Consider the following 17,562-nt stretch of genomic DNA (forward strand, 5'->3'; position numbering starts at 1 on the left):
GGCGGGACGCCGGGCCGTGTCCCGTGCACACGGACGACGTGTCGCCACGATCGGTCCGCGCCCCACCGGCATCCGCAGAATAAGCGTTCGAGGCACCGGTACCGGCCCGTAACCCTGAACAGTGACAACGGCGGTGGGGCCCAGAACCCTTCCACCGCCACTGTCGAGCACCCGGAACGCCGTGACGGAGTGACTTCGGCCACACTTGCACGCCCTCGCCGTTCCTCCACCCGGAATGCGGCGAGTCCTCCCGGATATTCCCGGGAGGACTCGACTCGCCCTGCATGGTGTTCTCGAGCGGAGGTCACCCCGCTCCCCTGCTGTCCACCGCGACATCTGCGATCAGGGGGCGGAGGCGACCACCCTCGTCGGGGCCGTTCCTGTGGTGGATGCCTCAGGTCTCCCGCGGTCCACCGCGACCTCCGCGACCAAACGGAGGCGGGACACCTTCGTGCTCCCCGGTCCCGACCTGCACGTCGGGACCTGCCACGTTCACGGCCCCAGTGGGACGTGTGCGGCTCTGCCCCTTACAGGCCCAGGCCCACAGCGCCCAGCACGTCGTCGACCGGGCTGCCCAGGCCGCTCTCGGGAGCCTCGGGCAGCAGCCCTGCGGGCTCCTCGGCGGGAGCCTCTTCCGCGGGAGCCTCCGGAGCCGGGGCCTCCTCGGCCGGGGCTTCGGGGGCCGGGTCCATCGGAGCTTCCTCCGCGGGAGCCTCCGGGGCCGGGGCCTCCTCAGCGATGACGTCCCCGACGGGAGCGTCCTCGGCCGGGGCTTCCTCGGCGGAGGCCTCCATGGCGCTCTGCTCCGCGGTCTCCTGCAGGTCGTAGGCCACAGGAAGCTGGTCGGAGACCGGAACCTCGGGCAGCTTCTCCACGACCGGCAGGCTCTCCAGCGCGGTCTGCTGCTCGGGAGCGCTCTGGTGCTCGACCGCGGCCCCGGTGTCGGTCGCGTTCGCGCCCGCCACACCCAGCACGCCGATCCCGTTTCCGGTGACGTTGACCGGAACGTCCAGGTCGCCCACCAGCTGGTTGCCGCCCAGCAGCGAACCGTTGCCGGAGGAGCGCACGTCCTGGTGGTGATCCTCGACCGCGGCCCCGGTACCCGTGGCGTTGGCGCCCGCGGCACCCAGGACCCCGACAGCGTTGCCGGCCAGGTTCACCGGCACGTCGCCGTCGATCACGGCCTGGTTGCCACCCAGCAGCGAACCGTTGCCGGAGGTGGCGATGGAACCGTGGTCGTGGCCCCGGGGGGCCGACTGGCGCAGCACGCCGGCGTCCACCCCGGAGGTGTCCGCGGCCGGCAGGAGCTGCGCGTTCTCGGCGGCCTCACTGAGCACGTCCGTGGCCGTGACGTCGCTCGGCGCGGACTGGTGCTCGACCGCGGCCCCGGAATCCGTGGCGTTGGCGCCCGCGGCACCCAGGACCCCGACAGCGTTACCGGCGGCGTTCACCGGCACGTCGCCGTCGATCACGGCCTGGTTGCCACCCAGCAGCGAACCGTTGCCGGAGGAGCGCACGTCGTTGTCGCCGTGGTCCTCGACCGCGGCCCCGGTGCCCGTGGCGTTGGCCCCGGAGACACCCAGAGCACTGATCGCGTTGCCGGACAGGTTCACCGGCACGTCGGCGTTGGCCACGGCCTGGTTGCCTCCGAGCACAGAACCGTTGCCGGAGGTCTCGGCACCACTGTCGGCGAAGGCGACCCCGCTGCCCAGGGCGACGAAACCCGCTGCGAGGAGCAGCGACTTGGCGGATGTGCTGGCCCACTGACGCATGTGGAACGTCCTTTCCAGAGTTCGGAAACGTTCGTCTGATTGCTGAGAAGGTTGTGCCGCCGGGCCCGGGCCACCCCTCCCCTGGCTGGGGAACGGCGTCCATGGCCCGACCGGGGAACATCCGGTCGGCCGCGCACCTGGACGATGCGTGTCTGCCGGGTCGTGGGACGCGCCGCCACCGGTTTCCACTGGAGGTGGGACCGGGTGCACGCGCCCTGTCCGATCAACCCCGTCCCTGCTCGGGACGGCGGCTGACGTGAACCCCGCGAACATGGCCTCTGATCCGTGCTGCGGGACTCGCGTCAACCCCCGGGCCGCCTGTCGGCGGCCCGGGAGGCCGATCAGGCTCCGGCGCGGCGACGCAGACCGAAGACCAAGCCGGCGCCGACAGCCAGCGCACCCACGGCGGCGGCGATCAGACCGACCAGGGGACCGCGCTCGGTGCCGGTTTCGGCCAGGTCGGCCGTGACCGGGGAGGGCTCGCTCGGAGCGGAGATCTCGTCGGGGACGTGGCCCGGCTCCTCGCCCTGGTCGTCCGGCTTCTGCGCCCCCGGCTCCTCGGGCTCGCCCGGGTGCTCCGGGACCTCGGGCTCACCCGGCTCCTCGGGCTCCTCGGGCTTCTCGGGCTTCTCGGGGTAGCCGGGCTCCTCCGGCTCACCCGGCTCCTCGGGCTCCTTCGGCTCCTCGGGTTCCTTCGGCTCCTCCGGCTCACCCGGGTGCTCGGGCTCCTTCGGCTCCTTCGGCTCCTCGACGGAGGCTCCGGAGTCGGTGCACTGGGCACCGGCCACACCGAGCAGGCCGACGGCGTTGCCGCAGAGGTTGATCGGCGCGTCGACGTCGGCGCCCAGCTGGTTGCCACCGCCGATCGATCCGTTTCCACTGGTGGCGGTGTCGGCGAAGGCAGCGCCCCCGGAGGTCATCAGGAAGCCGGCGGCCACCAGGGCGGCGATCCGGGCGTGGGTTTCATGGGTCATCGCATGTCCTTGGGTCAGCGAGAGAAGAGTTGACTGGAGCCACTCGTTCCGACCGCGGACAGGTATGACCCGGGCGCTGGGGCCGGGGTCGAGGCGCTACCCGCCGGAAGGGGCGGGGCGACTGCGCGCAAGCGCGCGGACCGGCCGCGGTCGTGGAAGATCGCGGCTAGTCAGGGGTGTACGACGGGTCGTCGGCAGCGTCGCGGACCACCACAGTGGGGTCCCCGGGCAGAACGACCCGCTGAGCCCGGGGAGCCGTGTGATCGGCCCGGGCGGTGAGGAACCCGGCGGCACCGGGTGCGGAGAAGGTCGGCGAGGAAGCGCCCGTGGCGTCCGTTCCCACCGAATGCTGGCCACCACCGGCGATGAGATGGATACGCTCCACCTCACCGTCGCCGTCGGAGGACACGTGGTGGGCGGCCTCCTCGGCCGCGGCCCGCCACTCGGGGTCCTCCGTCTGGGCGATGGCCAGTGCGGCGTTCCCGGACGCGGAGGTCTCTTCCTCCTGGCCGTCGCCGCGCCCGTCCCCTTCGGGCTCCGTGGAGAGTTCGCCGTCGTCGGTCTCGCGTGCCTCGTCGGCGGCGGTGGCGCCGTCGACGGAGCGGGCCGACTCGGTCAGCCCCTCGGTGAGGCTGTCGACCAGAGCGGTCTCGCCGCGCAGGGAACCGTCGGTGGGCTCCACGACGTCCTGGCCGGTACGGGCCAGGCCGGTGACCAGTTCGCCCGCACCGCGGGCGGTGTCGCCGACGGCCCGGGAGGTCTCGCCGACCACCCGGCCGGTCTCGTCGCCGGTGCCCTCGAGGGTCCCGGCGACACCGGACTCACCGAGGGAATCGGTCACGTCCGTGGCTCCCTCGAAGGGCTCGGCGGCGCCGGCGCCCTCCAGGGTGTCCGCGGGCAGGGAGAGCGCACGGGAGGCGGTCTCCTCGGTGACCCGACCGGTGGTCTCGGTGGTCCGGGCGGCGGTGTCGGAGAGCCGGGAGTCCCGGACCTCGTCGCCGACCGCCTGCCCGGCGTGCTCGGTGTTCTCTCCGAGCTCCCGGACGTTGTCGACGAGCCCCTCCGGCTCGGGGGCGGTGTCACTGTGGGCGACACCGAACCCCCCTGCCAGCCACGCGACGGCGACGATGCCGGACAGGAGCAACAGGCGGACCAGAGCGTGGGAGCCATGGGCAGCGCGACCGGTCAGAACCGGCCACCTCTGACCCATGAACACCATGGATGCCCCTTCCCCGCTGCTGCTGGACGGTCCCGCGCGTCGGCATCGCCGCGGTCGCACGGCGGGGCCGGACCGTCAGCGCACACCTGCTTCCGGTGACGCCGAGGGACTCCAACCCCTTGAACTCGAAGCAACCGTAACATCACGTTCCGTGATCACGCACCGGATTACCAGGCCGAACCGAGAAGATCTCGGCCCGGCCGGAGGGCGTCTCGGGGCAAGCTCTCCCGAGACGGACGGATCAGCTCATGCCGACGAATCGGTCGAGTACCCGCACACCGAACTGGAGACCGTCCACGGGCACCCGCTCGTCCACCCCGTGGAACATTCCGGCGAAGTCGAGCTCCGGCGGGAGCTTCAACGGGGAGAAGCCGTAGTTGCGGATCCCCAGACGGTGGAAGCTCTTGGAGTCGGTACCGCCCGACAGGCAGTACGGCACGGCCTTGGCGCCCGGGTCCTCCGCCAGCAGCGACTCCGACATCGCGTTGACCAGGCCGCCGTCGAAGGAGGTCTCCACCGCCGGCAGGTGCTGGATGAACTCACGGCTCACCTTCGGGCCGAGCAGCTCGTCGATCTTGGCGAAGTACTGCTCCTCGGTGCCCGGCAGGAACCGGCCGTCCACCTGCGCGGTCGCCTCGCCCGGGATGACGTTGGCCTTGTAGCCGCCGCCCAGCACCGTCGGGTTGACCGTGTTGCGCAGGGTCGCGCCGATCATCTTCGCGATCGGCCCCAGACGCGCGACCGTGCCCTCGACGTCGCGCTCGTCGAAGGGGATACCGAACTCCTCGCACACCTCTTCCAGGAACGTGCGCACCGTCGGCGTCAGATGCACCGGGAACCCGTGCTCACCCAGACGCGCGACCGCCGCGGCCAGCTCGGTCACCGCGTTGTCCCGGTTGGTCATCGAGCCGTGGCCCGCCGTGCCGCGCGCGGTGAGCTTCATCCACGCGATGCCCTTCTCGGCGGTCTCCACCAGATACAGGCGGCGGTTCTCCTCCATCGTGACCGAGAAGCCGCCGACCTCGCTGATGGCCGAGTCGCAGTCGGCGAACAGCTCCGGGTGCTCGTTGACCAGGTACTGGGCGCCCCACGTACCACCGGCCTCCTCGTCGGCCACGAACGCGAGCACGATGTCGCGCGGCGGGCGGCGGCCCTCGCGCAGGCGCTGGCGCATCATCGCCAGAACCATCGCGTTCATGTTCTTCATGTCGACCGCGCCGCGCCCCCATACGCATCCGTCGGCGACCTCGCCCGCGAAGGGGTTGCGGGTCCAGTCCTCGGAGGCCGCCGGGACCACGTCGAGGTGGCCCTGGATCAACAACGGCGGGCGGCTGGAGTCCTCACCCTCGATGCGCGCCACGAGGTTGCTGCGCCCCGGGTGCTTCTCGTAGATCTGCGATTCCACACCGACCTCGTCGAGCCGGCCCGCGACGTACTCCGCGGCCTTGCGCTCGCCGGGGCCCGAATGGTCGCCGTAGTTGGAGGTGTCGATCTGGATGAGCTCTCTGCAGAGGTCGGTGACCTCGGCCTCCGCCGCGCTCAGGTCCTTGCCGGGTTCGGCCATCCGTGCACTCCCGTCCATCCGCACCTTGTGCCCTGCTTTCCCCCGAACACTAGCCACGGAGTCCCCCGGCGGAAAACATGGTTCGGGCACCCCCTCGGCTTTGCTACGATTGAGGTGTCCGGAGCGAGAGCCCCGGAATCACCCAGGTCCGGGTGGCGGAATAGGTAGACGCGCTAGCTTGAGGTGCTAGTGCCCGTTAAGGGCATGGGGGTTCAAGTCCCCCCTCGGACACGAACCATTTCCCCATAGGGGTGGTTGAGACTCTGGTGCGGGTCGAGGTTTACCTCGGCCCGCACAGTGCTGTGTGCAGGCTGCTAACGCAGCCGAAGGCCGAGCCCCTTGCAGACCTCGGCCTTGTCCCGATACTCCGGCGGGCACGCGGAGCGGGCCTTGGAGCACTTCGAACTCCTTGTTCGGCGACAAGCCACCCGAAAGCGGGCACCTGTCCACCGAGCCGAAGCGACCTCAGTGCCGGCGCTGTCCGGGGTCCGGTTCCACTCTGTCTCGCCGCCGTTGGCCGGATCGATCAGCTGGATGATCAGGGCTCCGGAACTGCGCCCGGTGTGCCAGAGCGATTTACCCGCCGGGACGGGCCCGTCCCGTTTGGGGCGATCGAGTGCCCTGCGGTAACGGGCCCGGGTCTCGGGATCCGGGTTCTCGATGTGCAGACCGCCTTCGGCCGCGTTCAACTGCTCGATCGGCTTCGCGGCTTCGCCTCCCAGCACTGACCTACAGGCTCTTGGTCTTTGCCTGCTTTGCGCCGGCGGAAGGTGTCCGTCGTCGGCGGGATGACGGCCGGGGCCGTCAAGGGGTGAGTGCGACGCTCATACAGGTCGAGGCCCCCATGCCGCGTAACCGATCACCCCCACGGCGGCGAACACGAGTGCGGTGGTCATCGCCACGGCGCTGTCCGCGGGCTGCACCAACCAGGTCAGTACCCGCAGCGCATCCGAGTCCGCCTTGATCGGCACGTTCGCCAGTACGGTTGCCCCGAAGGGAAAGGACCAGCCGAACGAACCGCCGGCCAGGGCCGCGCCGATCCCGGCCAGACCGACCAGACCAACGGCGTCTCTGACGATCACTTCGGGCTGCAGCTGGGAATCGGCCAATACGTCCACCACGAGGGGGCCGGCCGCTGCCATCGCGGCGAGGGCGACCAGGTGCGCGGCACGCCGTGGCGGCCAGGCGAACGAAGCCGTACGCTCACGTGCGGCATCGAACCCGCACAGACCGGTCGAAGCCGCGGCCACCCCCGGTACCATCATCACGCTCATCAGTCGGCTATCGATCTGGTCGGCTCCCCACCAGAGGGTGAGTCCCAACAGAAGGACGGCCCCGGCCAGGAACACGAGCAGTACGATCGGTAGCTGCCGGGACCGCGTATAGAGGATCAACCATCTCATTGAGGGTTCCCCCCTTGGGCGAGGAGATCGAGCTGGTCGCTCTCGCAGGTGAGTCCGGCCTCGCGCACGGCGGCGACCCGGCGTATCTGCTCCTCGCGCGGTAGGGACCGCAGCGTTTCCCAGGCCGGGCGCACCATTCCCTGATAGGCGGAGCTGTCCTCGGAGATCCACGGGTACAGGATCGGCATCGGCTGCAGTTCCGTACCCAGCAGCCAGTTGGCCGTGACGATGCGCGCGGAGATCTCCGTCTCCTCAACACCACAGGCCGGGGTTCCGGCGCCGGCGAGGAGCGCCATGAGCAACTCGTCCGCACCATCGGACTCCCCTTCTCCACGCTGCTCGAACTGCATCAGCATGTCGGAGCTCACCGAGACCGTGTCCGCAGGCCGTGGCAGCGAAGCCCGCTCCTCATCACCGAAAGCGGGTACTTCCTCCACCGAGGTCGGCGCTTCCGGCAGGACTGCGAGCTTGGCGAGCGCCTGCCTGGCGGTACCGGCGAAATCGTCCAGCAGGTGCTCGTGCGCCCGGGTTACGCACACCCGCGGCCCGTCCTCGTCGCACACCAGCGCCGCCGCTTGGGTGTCGTGGGGGTAGGCCGCGCTCGCCTGGCCCGGTAGCAGGACCATGGCCAGCACACCGCCGAGGAGACTGGGCACCGCTGAGGCGATCCTTGTCCAAGAATTCCGAGCTGCCAGCAGGAGGAACCCGGTCGCGGCGATACCGAGGAACCACAGCGCCTGGGCAAGGCTCACCTGGTGGGCCACCAACCTGTAGGCGCTCTCGGCACCGTCGAGCCCCGGTGAAAGCAGCGCTGCTTTCATGCGCCACGGGTCGGAACCGGCCTCTACGGAAATCTCGATATTCAGCAGCAGCATGACCAGCGCGTAGCCGCCGACCGCCACGAGCGGCGGCGTCACCATATACGGCAAGAGGTGGCCGAGCCCCATTCCCAGCAGGCTCCCCGCGACCAGCGCGAGAACACCGACGGCGGACACGGCCAGCCAGGAGAGCGAGAAATAGCTGGTGGCCGAGGCCACCTGCGCCGCCCCTACCGCGAATATCGCTGTGCAGGCGACGATCAAGCCGATCGCCACCGCTGCCGCGAGCATCGCCGAGCGCTGCCACGAGGAGCGCGGCGTGCTGGAAAGTACCTCATCCATCCGTGAACGGCGCTGCCGAGTGCCCTGCCAGGCACCGAGGCCGACCACCACCGGCCAGGTGAACATGAGCATGAACCGCTGCCATTGCGCGAGTCCCTGCCACTGCTGGTCCCACGCGCCGGTCCCCTTGGCCCAGGGGCCGGGGAGCAGGTACAGCAGGGCCAGTGTGAGCACGGCCAAGGCCAAGCAGATCCACGGTGCGATTGAGCGGCGCAGCTCGGTGCGCAGAATCCTCGTGCTCATCGTGCTCCCTCCCCGGTGGTGTGGTGGCGGGCCAGCAGGGCCGAATATCCCCGCTCGCTCGGGCTGTCACCGGGATCGGTGCCGCTGCCCGCAGCGGCGAGATCGGCCGCTCGCCCTTGGAACACCAGGCGCCCCTCATCGACAAGTGCCACATCGGTGCACACGGTGGCGACGTCCTCCACCAGGTGCGTCGACACCACCGTGCAGGTGTCCTCGCTCAGCCCGCGCAGCAACTGCCTGAACTGCATGCGCTGCGATGGGTCCAGGCCCGCGGTCGGCTCATCGAGCAGCAGGATCCGCGGGCCGTTCACGATGGCCTGGGCGATTCCGGCCCGGCGCGCCATGCCGCCAGAGAGCGTTTTCATCCGGTCATCGGCCCGGTCTGCCAGACCGACTTTTTCGATGGCATGCTGCACCGCATCGGCTATACCGCTCTTGGGTACCTCCTTGAGCCATGCCATGTACTCGACGAACTCGCGGACGGTGAACCTGCGGTAGAAACCGAAGTCTTGCGGCAGGTACCCGATCTGGCGCCGTATGCGGCGCATATCGACGCGCCCTCTGACGGACTCGCCGAGCAGCTCCAGTCCACCGCCTGACGGGCGCAGTACCGTGGCCAGCGCCCGAATCAAAGTGGTCTTGCCTGCCCCGTTGGGGCCCAGTAGGCCATGCACTCCCGTGCCGAACGCCAGATCGATCCCGTCCACGGCCATCCGCCGCCCGGCGGCGACCCGCAGCCCTTCGGTGCGGATCTCCCAGGCATGGTTCGCCGGGGCGGTCTCGGCCGCCCCCACCACGCGTGCCATCACATCTCTCCTGTCTTCTCCACCTGCTGGGTTTCCGGCTTGACCACCGGCTTGAATTCCGGCTGCTCTCACATCCGGACGAACGACCTGGCGCGCAGTATCAGCACCGCGGTTGCGGCCGCGAAGACCGCGCCCCACGCCGGAACGGCCACCGGGGTGACCGCTACCGGCAGTTGCGAGGTCAGCAGGCCGGGGGCGAGCACACCCAGCGACCACAGCGTCACGACCACAGCGGCAGCGTGCTCCAACCTGATGACGCTGCCCAGCGCGAGGGTCACGGACGTGCAGGCCAGACACGGCAGTAACCAGACCACCGATGAGGTGCCTGTGGTGAGGCCCGCGACGACCAGCACCGGCATCACCACCGCCAGCACGGCTACCGTGCGCCGCAGCAGCAGATAAAGCCCTGCTCGCGGGGTCGCGGTCACCAGCTCATACGCCGGATCGAGACTTCTCGTCCATACCGCGGCGATGCCGAGCACCGGAATGACCGGGGCCAGCAGCAGCACCAGCGGACGGCTTTCGGGGACGGCGAAGAACGAATCGACGGCCACAGCCAGCACTGCCACCAGTGCCGCACCAACGACCCACGGAAGCATCACCGGCGAGGTCCAGCCCGCCAACCGTGCCAGCCGCCCTCGGCGGGGTACGGGCGGGCCGGTGGTCAGGGACGGCGCCAGTGCTTCCCAGGTTCGATCGACCAGCGCCGCCGTCCGGGGCGCCTGGCCGGGCACTTCCTCGGCGAGGCGGGCGCGACAGGACGGGCAGGATTCCAGGTGCGATTCCAGCGACCACAGCACCTCGCCGGCGATCGCGTCAGCGCGCGCGTAGCGGCGGATCAGCTCGATGGAAGCATGCGTCTTGTGCTGGTCGTTCATGACAGTGCCTCTCGCATGATGATCCGCGCCCGGCGCGCCCGAGTCTTCACGGTTCCCTCCGGCAGTCCCAGCAGCACGGAGGTCTCCCGCACCGACAGCCCGTCGAGCACCATGGCCTGCAGCACCTGCCGCAGTTCGGGTACCAGCGTGTTCAGCGCGCTTCCCAATTCGCCGCTGACCGCTCCGACCAGCGCTTCGTCCTCCGCGGCTGGGGCGGCCACCGGTCCGACGGCTTCCGGAGGCGGATGCACATACCGCGCACGGCGCCGGAACGCGTCCACGAGCCGGCGCGCGGCGATGGTCCACAGCCACCCCGCGGCGCTGCCGTCCACCGCTGTCCCGGCAAAACTTCCCGCCGCCCGCCATACGGCGAGGTAGGACTCCTGCAGCACCTCGGCCACGATCTGCTCATCGCTGCATCGGCGCCGCAAACGTAGGGCCAGCCATGGCGAGGTCCGGCGGTACAGCTCCTCGAAAGCCGCCCGGTCGCCCTTGGCAACCAAGCGGACGAGGCCGGCCTCGTCGGCCGACTCGATGGCTTCCCGAGTTTTTCTCACACTTGGCAAGACGTGGCGGGTCCGCGATCGGTTCTCACAAAAAGGTGATGTGAGTCACATTGCTATTGCTTGTGCCGCATCGGTCCCGGTTCTCTCCGACGCGGCGTGGTTCATCGAGCTGGGAAAATTGGGGTCACGAGCGGGGCAGATCGGACGCGGGGCCCCTCACTTTCCCCAGCTCGATGAAAACCGGTCAGGACAGGGCAGCCCCTGAGGGAGTGAAAGTCCCGTGGCACCGGATCTTCTGACGAGCCCGCCCCTACCGCGTGTGAGGCGCCTCAGACAGACCTCGGTCACTTCCCCTGCTCAGTTCCGGCTCCTGGCGGCCCGCACGGCCACGGCCACGGCACTCAGCCAGAGCCCGGCCGGAACCGTGTACGGCACGGGGTGATTTCATTCTCGGAGTCGTCTGAGGTAACCGCTGGTCACGCGTTCCCGAGGAGATCGAGCGGGCGGGTGAAGCAGTCATAGCCCACCCACCCGTGAGCCGCGGGGATACTCGCGAACCCCAGCCCGGCCGGCAGGCCGATCGCCAGCTCGCGCAGCAGGGCCATGTTCTGCGGTGCTGCGCCTGTGCGCACCCGCGAGGCGTCCTCGCCGAAGCTCACGTCGCGGATGTGGTGGCGGAGCTGGGAGCCGGCCGGGCTGGTGGTGCGGGCTCCGAGCCGGGCCAGGGGGCTGGGGCGCGTTGGTCGCCCGCTGGCCGATGGCCTGCAGGCAGCGAGTGCCGGCCACTACCGCGCACAGGGAGGTGAGCAGGATGCAGCCGAGCGGGTAGCGGCGTCCCCGCCGGTCGCGGGGGTCGCAGTCCCTGGACGGTAGGGGCGGCGGGATCGATAGAGCGGTTGGGGCGGAGGCGTGCGTGGCAGGCTGGAGGCGCAACGGAGTCCCTTGGAAGTCAGAGATGCAGGAGTCCCTGTTCTTCTAGCGGGCTCCGTTGTTGTGTGCGGGCTTCTCCTGGATCGCTACGGCGTTGTGACCAGCGTTGACCTCACGCACCCCGACTTTGAGACCGCCCTGGTGCAGCGGGGGTTCTTCAGGATCGCTCGGATCGCGTTCGGTCCGTCCCCACGTGCGTGGGACTCGGTGAGGAGGAAGGAACTCGGGGCGACATGTACGCTTTTCGTGCTTCCAAGACCCCTCGACCGTCCCCTCACCAAGAAAGACGAGCATGACCGAGGAAACCCCCTCCGAGAAGAGCACCGGCCCCGGCCTGCCCTACCTTCACATGGTGCTGGTCGGTGTCCTCTTCCTCCTTCTCATGCTGGTCAAGTTCGAGGACCCCCTACCCGACCTGCGCACACCCCTGATGGCCGTGCTCGGTGCAGCGCTCGCCGTCAGCGCCTTCCTCCTGGGCAGCAGGACCCTGAAGAAGGACTGACAGTCGAGCCCCGTCCCGTGGACGGGGGCTTCGTTTTAGCAGGGTGGTTCACCAACGGCACCGTGAGGTTGTCCTGACGGCCCTGCTCAAAGCCCACACCCCATGTACGTGGTGGGGGGCTTCCTCTGTCCACAGGCCCCAGATTCGGGATGGCGGCCGTGCCGCGCTCCCCTCATCCTGGAACCTCACCACGACGAGGGCCACTCGTGTATCAGCTCTGGAACCAGGCTCGACCACGGCCCCGCGCGACTGGTCCGAGGAGGAGCGCAAAGTCCCGGCCCTGTACGGTCCATCCCCACGTGCGTGGGGCCTGCGCACTGCCGTCCTTCAGGTTGATCAGCACGCTCGGTCCATCCCCACGTGCGCGGGGAGCACGATGCATTCCTGAACGACCCCAAGTCGGTGGCGGGTGGCACGCTTGGAGGTCCGTGGGCGGGTCATGGCTGGTCCCCTGTGCTGCCCGCAGGCGGATCGGCGTAGACACCGCGCAGTATTCCGGTCGCCTGGCCGATTTCGATGAGGTAGTCGTCGGGGTCACGCATGTAACAACGGATCTCGGCCTTACGGTCGATCGGTTCGGTCAAGAACTGCGCGCCCTGTTGCCGGGCCTGTTCGTAGAAGGCCGCGATGTCGGCCACCCGGACGTTGAGGAACGCCGAGACGGAGTTTTCCGGCCGCGGCGGACTCAGACTGATGCCCGGTTTGTCCGGGGTGGGGCCTCCGCCCGGGTTCATGATGACCCAGCTGTTGGCGACCTGGACCACGCACGGGTTCTCCTCCTGGACCACGTACCCACCGAAGATGTCGGTGTAGAAAGCCCGGGACCGGGCCACATCCGTGACGGTCAGGAACTGAGTGACCAGCACCCCTTGGTCGGGTGCGGGAAAACCGGCCGAATTGTCTGCGTTCATGGCCACATCCCTTTCTGTTGGCGCCCCTGTGGTGCCAACGAGCGCTTGCCCGACGCTCGGGCCGGTCCTCGAGGTGTGCACGTCCCGGCCTGCGTTGCTCGCCGCGGCCCCGTACGTGCTCTGCGAGAGCTCGGACAGGCCAACATCGGGATCGGCGGCGGTGCGCACGTCGGCGCAGGGCAGCAGGAACTCCTGCACGGCTGCGTTGGCCGCCGCTGCACGACCGGATGCGCACAGGCCTGCAGCACTGACGGCTGCCGGTCGTGCGCGGTCATCGATCGCTCCTCGGGGCCTCAGGGCTCGCGACTACGGCGCTCTGATCAACGGTGTTCGGGGTTGTCCTGCCCGGCGTGGCAACCGGCGTCCCAGTCGGCGCGACGGTTACCCATCGCGGGGATACCTCCGGCCCGGCGCAGCATGCTCGCCATGTGCAGCAGGTTGTAGGTCATGAATGCGGTGTTGCGGTTGGTGAACTCGTTCTCCGGACCGCCGGAACCGGGATCGAGGTAGGACGGCCCGGGGCCGACCTCACCGATCCAGCCGGCATCGGCCTGCGGGGGGATGGTGTAGCCGATATGTTGCAGGCTGTAGAGAACGTTCATGGCGCAGTGCTTGACGCCGTCCTCGTTACCGGTCACCAAACAGCCGCCGACCCGGCCGTAGTAGGCGAATTGGCCCCGGTCGTTGAGCACGCCGGAATAGCCGTACAAGCGCTCGATCACCCGTTTCATGACCGAACTGTTGTCGCCGAGCCAGATGGGCCCGGCCAGCACGAGGACGTCGGCGGCCAGGACCCGTTCCAGCAGAGCGGGCCACTCGTCGACAGCGGCGCCGTGCTCAGTCATGTCCGGACGCACCCCGACGGCGATGTCGTGATCGACTGCGCGGATCTGATCGACCTCGACGCCGTGCTCGCGCATGATCGCCACGCTCTTGTCGATCACACCTTGTGTGTGGCTCAGCCCCGGTGCATGGACGAGTGTGCAGTTGATGTACACCGCCCGAAGCCCGGCGAAGCCGTTGGTGGTATCCGGTTCGGTCATCGCTTCCTCCCGCGAACTGCGGTGGTCGGGCCCCGAAGATCTGTGTGACCAACGTTCGAGACCCGCTCACACGCACAAGGGCTGAAGAGAAACCGAACGGGATCGGCAGTGCCGCCAGGGCCACTCGAAAAGAACGCAGTGACGTGTATAACAAGGCTGCACACGGACTTCAACGACTCGCTCGGCGCCCCGCCCCGCTGCGCAGCACCGGGGCGAAGAGGGTGACCTCCGGGGTCCGTGACGCAAGCCCCCGCCCCAGGCGGGTTCAGGCTCTGCCGGCACATCTGGACGGAGAGCTTCCGACCCGCCCGGCTCGAGCCGTATGGGCGGGTTTTGTCGCAACACTCCGGTAGCCCTCACGTAGGGCTCTGATCACCGGAATGCGCAGTCCCGCTTCGCTTCGGTGGAAACGGGCCGGACACGGGTGGCCCTCCGTCCGCAGGGCCCCGATGCAGCACGGTCCGGTACGCGGGTGCAGACCGGGTGGGCCGCGCCCGGGTCGGCCCCGAGGAGCCCGCGGGGACCACGGAGGCCCGCACAGGTCTGGACACGAGCAACCGCCGACGTTAGTGTTAGTGAGTAACCTGTTATCAACTAACATCTGACGGGTTCGGGGCATGGCGCACTGGCGTGAGCAGAAGCGGGAACGCACCCGGAACGCACTGCGGGAGGCGGCGTTCCGGCTGTTCGCCGAGCACGGATACGAGGACACGACCGTCGCTCGGATCGCGGCCGAGGCGGGCGTCTCGCACATGACGTTCTTCCGGTACTTCCCCTCCAAGGAGGACGTGGTCCTGCGAGACGACTACGACCCGGTGCTCGAAGAACTGATTCGGGCCCAACCCCCGGAGAAGCCTCCGCTGCGGCGTGTACGCGACGCGGTCATGAGCGCTGTGCCCGCCGTGTACGCACAGGAGAGGCAGGCCCTGTTGCTGCGCTCCCGGCTGCTGCTGGCCACCCCTGCCCTGCGTTCCCGTATGGGGGAGAGTCTGAACGGCTCACAGACCGCGTTCGAGAGGGGGCTCAGCGACCCGGCCGAGACCGATACGCCGCCGTTGGCCGCCCGTGTCGTGGCGTCGGCCTGTGTCGCCGCGCTCACGACCGCCATCACGGCCTGGGTCGAGGAGGGCGGCACGGGGGACCTGCCCGCGCTCATGGACCAAGCTTTCGACGCACTCGAATCACTCGGAGTCCCGGATGCGTGAGAACTCCACCGAAGACGACGTCATCTCCGTGACGGATCTGCGCGTGCGCTACCGCGGGGCGAGCGGGGACGCGGTGCGGCAGATGGATTTCACCGTGGGGTCGGGGGAGGTCTTCGGCTTCCTCGGTCCTTCGGGTGCGGGCAAGTCCACGGTCCAACACGTGCTGACCCGACTGCTGCGCGGCTACGAGGGCCGTGTGCGTGTACTCGGCCGCCCGCTTCCGGAGTGGGGCAGGGACTACTACGAGCGGATCGGCGTCGGGTTCGAGCTGCCCGCCGAGTTCACCCGCCTGACCGCCGGGGAGAACCTGGAAGTGTTCGCCTCGCTCTACCGCGGCCCCGTGGCGGACCCCACTGAGCTGCTGGACCGCGTCGACCTGGCAGAGGCCGCACACCAGCGGCTGAGCACCTTCTCCAAGGGGATGAGGATGCGCCTGAGCCTGGCACGGGCCCTGCTCAACCACCCCAGCCTGCTCTTCTTGGACGAGCCCACCTCCGGCCAGGACCCGGTGCGCGCGGCGCTCCTGCGCGAGGTCGTCCGAGCCGAGGCGGACCGAGGCACCACCGTCTTCCTGACCACCCACGACATGCACACCGCCGAGCACCTGTGCGACCGGGTCGCCTTCGTCGTGGACGGTCGGATCGCCGCCATCGACACCCCGGACGGTTTCCGCCGCCGCTACGGTCGGCCCGGCGTCGTGGCCGAGTACACGGTCGGGGGCCGCCCCCGCCGGCGCATCTTCGACCTCACGGACCTGAGCACCGGCGGTGAGCTGTCAGGGCTGGTGTCCTCGGGTGCGGTCACGGCCCTGCACACACGTGAGGCCACACTCGACGATGTCTTCGCCGCGGTCACCGAGGTCCGGCTGTGAAACGGTTCACCGGCACGATCGCGCTGGAGGCAAAGCTGGTGTGGCGGTACGGCATCGTGGCGGTCGCCACCGTCCTGGCCGTGCTCTGGACCGGGATGCTGTGGTCCCTGCCCGCATCGGGGGCGCACACGCTGGTTCCCTACCTTCTGTTCCTGGACACGGCCGGGTTCGGGGCGCTGTTCGCCGTCGCGCTGCTCATGTTCGAGCGGGTCGAGGGCACAGCCGCCGCCCGGGAGGTCACCCCCGTCAGCCCCGGAGAGGCCACGCTCGCCCGTGTGGGGATGCTGACTCTGCCGGTCGTCGCCATGGCGGTGCCCATGATCGTGGTGACCGTTCCGGACGGGCGCGTCTGGGGTGCGCTCGGGCACGCCACGGCCGGGGTCGCGCTCACTTCGGTCCTGTTGGTGGCCGCCTGTTCGGGCCTGGGTGCGCGTACCCGCACCTTCCAGGGAGCCCTGCTCGCCACGGCCCCGGCCACCGTTCCCCTCGTCGCGGTCCCGGCTCTGCATCTGGCCGGGGTGGTCCAGAGCCCGCTGCTCTGGGCCGTTCCCACCACAACGGGCGCCGAACTGATCAGTCGTGGCCTGACCGGACAGGCGGGGGCACCGGAGGGCCTTGGCGGTCCCATCGCGCTGCTGTACGCGGCGGGGTGTGCGGTGGCCTTCTGCTGGTGGGCCGCCCGGAACTCCACCACCGGGCTCGCGGCGGTTCCGCACCGCACCGGCCCCGAGTCCGCGGGGGCCGCTCCGGTGGAGGCCGACCGCGGCCCGCAACGGGGCGCCGCGCTCCGGTCTGCTCGGGCACGCGCGCGCCGTCCCGCCGCACCCGGGCGACGGGCTCACCCCGTTGTGGGCCTGGCCCGGTACGAATTCGTCGGTGTGCAGCGTGACCCGCTGCTTCTGACCGTGGCCCTGGCACCCTTGCCCTTGGCGCTGGTGCTGCGATGGACCTGGCCGGTGCTCGTCGAGTACCTGCGGTCCACCTACGGTTTCGACCCCGCTGCGCACACCCCTGCCGTGTTCGGTGCCCTGGTACTGCTGCACATCCCTGTGATGATCGGTGCTGTGGTGGCGCTGCGCGTGAGCGAGGACATCGATGACCGCACCTTGCTGGTGCTGCGTGTCTCGCCCCTGTCGCTGACCGCCTACTTCGGGTTCCGCACGGGGACGGCCGCCTTGCTCACCCTGGGCGGGTTGGCGATCGCCGTGCCCTTGTCCGGTCTGGCTCCGGTGATGTCGCCGGGCCTGGTCACGGCCGTGGTGCTCGCCGCGCTGTTCGCGCCCTTGGTGGTGCTGGCCACCGCGGCGTTCGCGGGCAACAAGGTCGAGGCTCTGGTGGTGGTCAAGGGGGCGGCGGCCGTGTCCGTCCTGGTCCCGGTGCTGGTCTGGGTGCTGCCCTCGCTCTGGTGGTCCCCGCTGCTCGTGCTGCCGCCCACGTGGTCGCTTCTGGCGCTGCCCGGATACCCGGCCGACACCGTCGCCTCGCTGGTGATCCTGCTCGGGGGGCTGGCGGCCGCCGTCGCCGCCGCGGTGCTCCTGGCCCGGCGGATACGGTCGCGTCTGCTCACGTAGGAGC

The 17,562-nt window shown here is 69.6% G+C and carries 16 protein-coding genes, 1 tRNA gene and 2 pseudogenes; 5 read left to right on the forward strand and 14 right to left on the reverse strand.

Annotation, left to right across the window (positions count from 1 at the left end; translation table 11 throughout):
• Window positions 1-527: 527 nt before the first annotated feature.
• The 4 genes from D473_RS0115175 to D473_RS0115190 form a co-directional block, all read right to left on the reverse strand.
• Window positions 528-1,772 (reverse strand): hypothetical protein, encoded by a 1,245-nt coding sequence (locus D473_RS0115175; protein ID WP_017609914.1) that lies wholly within the window; start codon window positions 1,770-1,772, stop codon window positions 528-530.
• 341 nt (window positions 1,773-2,113) lie between these two features.
• The gene (locus tag D473_RS0115180) at window positions 2,114-2,746 is read right to left on the reverse strand and encodes a chaplin family protein (protein WP_017609915.1); all 633 of its coding nucleotides are present in this window, start codon (window positions 2,744-2,746) and stop codon (window positions 2,114-2,116) included.
• A 166-nt stretch (window positions 2,747-2,912) separates the two neighbouring features.
• The gene (locus tag D473_RS0115185) at window positions 2,913-3,965 is read right to left on the reverse strand and encodes a putative sodium/potassium/calcium exchanger (RefSeq protein WP_017609916.1); all 1,053 of its coding nucleotides are present in this window, start codon (window positions 3,963-3,965) and stop codon (window positions 2,913-2,915) included.
• A 241-nt stretch (window positions 3,966-4,206) separates the two neighbouring features.
• Window positions 4,207-5,529, reverse strand: a complete 1,323-nt coding sequence (locus tag D473_RS0115190) for a M20/M25/M40 family metallo-hydrolase (protein ID WP_026126984.1) — start codon at window positions 5,527-5,529, stop codon at window positions 4,207-4,209.
• 146 nt (window positions 5,530-5,675) lie between these two features.
• Between D473_RS0115190 and D473_RS0115195 the strand changes: the two genes are divergently transcribed.
• Window positions 5,676-5,760, forward strand: a tRNA-Leu gene (locus D473_RS0115195).
• Window positions 5,761-6,353: 593 nt separating this feature from the next.
• Here the strand turns inward: D473_RS0115195 and D473_RS0115205 are convergent.
• The 7 genes and pseudogenes from D473_RS0115205 to D473_RS28710 all read right to left on the reverse strand — a co-directional run.
• Window positions 6,354-6,932, reverse strand: a complete 579-nt coding sequence (locus D473_RS0115205) for a hypothetical protein (RefSeq protein ID WP_017609919.1) — start codon at window positions 6,930-6,932, stop codon at window positions 6,354-6,356.
• On the reverse strand, window positions 6,929-8,335 hold the full coding sequence (locus D473_RS0115210) for a hypothetical protein (protein ID WP_017609920.1): 1,407 nt from the start codon (window positions 8,333-8,335) through the stop codon (window positions 6,929-6,931). Before D473_RS0115210 ends, D473_RS0115205 begins: the two co-directional genes overlap by 4 nt.
• The gene (locus D473_RS0115215; protein WP_017609921.1) at window positions 8,332-9,141 is read right to left on the reverse strand and encodes an ABC transporter ATP-binding protein; all 810 of its coding nucleotides are present in this window, start codon (window positions 9,139-9,141) and stop codon (window positions 8,332-8,334) included. Before D473_RS0115215 ends, D473_RS0115210 begins: the two co-directional genes overlap by 4 nt.
• 68 nt (window positions 9,142-9,209) lie before the next feature.
• Window positions 9,210-10,019, reverse strand: coding sequence for a hypothetical protein (locus tag D473_RS0115220; RefSeq protein ID WP_017609922.1), 810 nt, complete (start codon window positions 10,017-10,019; stop codon window positions 9,210-9,212).
• A complete protein-coding gene (locus D473_RS0115225; RefSeq protein ID WP_017609923.1) occupies window positions 10,016-10,576 on the reverse strand; it encodes an RNA polymerase sigma factor in 561 nt (186 codons plus the stop codon). Before D473_RS0115225 ends, D473_RS0115220 begins: the two co-directional genes overlap by 4 nt.
• 425 nt (window positions 10,577-11,001) lie before the next feature.
• Window positions 11,002-11,184, reverse strand: coding sequence for a hypothetical protein (locus tag D473_RS27250; RefSeq protein ID WP_051043091.1), 183 nt, complete (start codon window positions 11,182-11,184; stop codon window positions 11,002-11,004).
• A gap of 85 nt (window positions 11,185-11,269) precedes the next feature.
• A pseudogene (locus D473_RS28710) lies at window positions 11,270-11,458 on the reverse strand (transposase family protein); the annotation flags it as partial.
• A gap of 289 nt (window positions 11,459-11,747) precedes the next feature.
• Between D473_RS28710 and D473_RS0115235 the strand changes: the two are divergent.
• Window positions 11,748-11,957, forward strand: a complete 210-nt coding sequence (locus tag D473_RS0115235) for a hypothetical protein (protein WP_017609925.1) — start codon at window positions 11,748-11,750, stop codon at window positions 11,955-11,957.
• Window positions 11,958-12,394: 437 nt separating this feature from the next.
• On the opposite strand, the gene D473_RS0115240 is transcribed toward D473_RS0115235, so the two are convergent.
• The 3 genes and pseudogenes from D473_RS0115240 to D473_RS0115245 form a co-directional block, all read right to left on the reverse strand.
• Complete coding sequence (locus tag D473_RS0115240; RefSeq protein ID WP_017609926.1) at window positions 12,395-12,868, reverse strand: VOC family protein; 474 nt, start codon at window positions 12,866-12,868, stop codon at window positions 12,395-12,397.
• Window positions 12,869-12,955: 87 nt separating this feature from the next.
• Window positions 12,956-13,165, reverse strand: a pseudogene (locus D473_RS28715) (DUF5996 family protein); the annotation flags it as partial.
• Between the two features lie 23 nt (window positions 13,166-13,188).
• Complete coding sequence (locus tag D473_RS0115245; protein WP_017609927.1) at window positions 13,189-13,911, reverse strand: flavodoxin family protein; 723 nt, start codon at window positions 13,909-13,911, stop codon at window positions 13,189-13,191.
• A gap of 617 nt (window positions 13,912-14,528) precedes the next feature.
• Here D473_RS0115245 and D473_RS24930 point away from each other — a divergent pair.
• Genes D473_RS24930 through D473_RS0115260 form a run of 3 tightly spaced genes read left to right on the forward strand, consistent with a single transcriptional unit; the run spans window position 14,529 to window position 17,558 of the window.
• Complete coding sequence (locus D473_RS24930) at window positions 14,529-15,116, forward strand: TetR family transcriptional regulator (RefSeq protein WP_017609928.1); 588 nt, start codon at window positions 14,529-14,531, stop codon at window positions 15,114-15,116.
• Window positions 15,109-15,987 carry an ABC transporter ATP-binding protein gene (locus D473_RS0115255; protein ID WP_017609929.1) on the forward strand — a complete coding sequence of 293 codons (879 nt, stop codon included), beginning with the start codon at window positions 15,109-15,111 and terminating at the stop codon, window positions 15,985-15,987. Before D473_RS24930 ends, D473_RS0115255 begins: the two co-directional genes overlap by 8 nt.
• Window positions 15,984-17,558, forward strand: a complete 1,575-nt coding sequence (locus tag D473_RS0115260) for a fluoroquinolone export ABC transporter permease subunit (protein WP_017609930.1) — start codon at window positions 15,984-15,986, stop codon at window positions 17,556-17,558. Before D473_RS0115255 ends, D473_RS0115260 begins: the two co-directional genes overlap by 4 nt.
• Window positions 17,559-17,562: the final 4 nt, after the last annotated feature.

Source organism: Nocardiopsis xinjiangensis YIM 90004, from assembly GCF_000341145.1.
Classification (GTDB): Bacteria; Actinomycetota; Actinomycetes; order Streptosporangiales; family Streptosporangiaceae; genus Nocardiopsis; species Nocardiopsis xinjiangensis.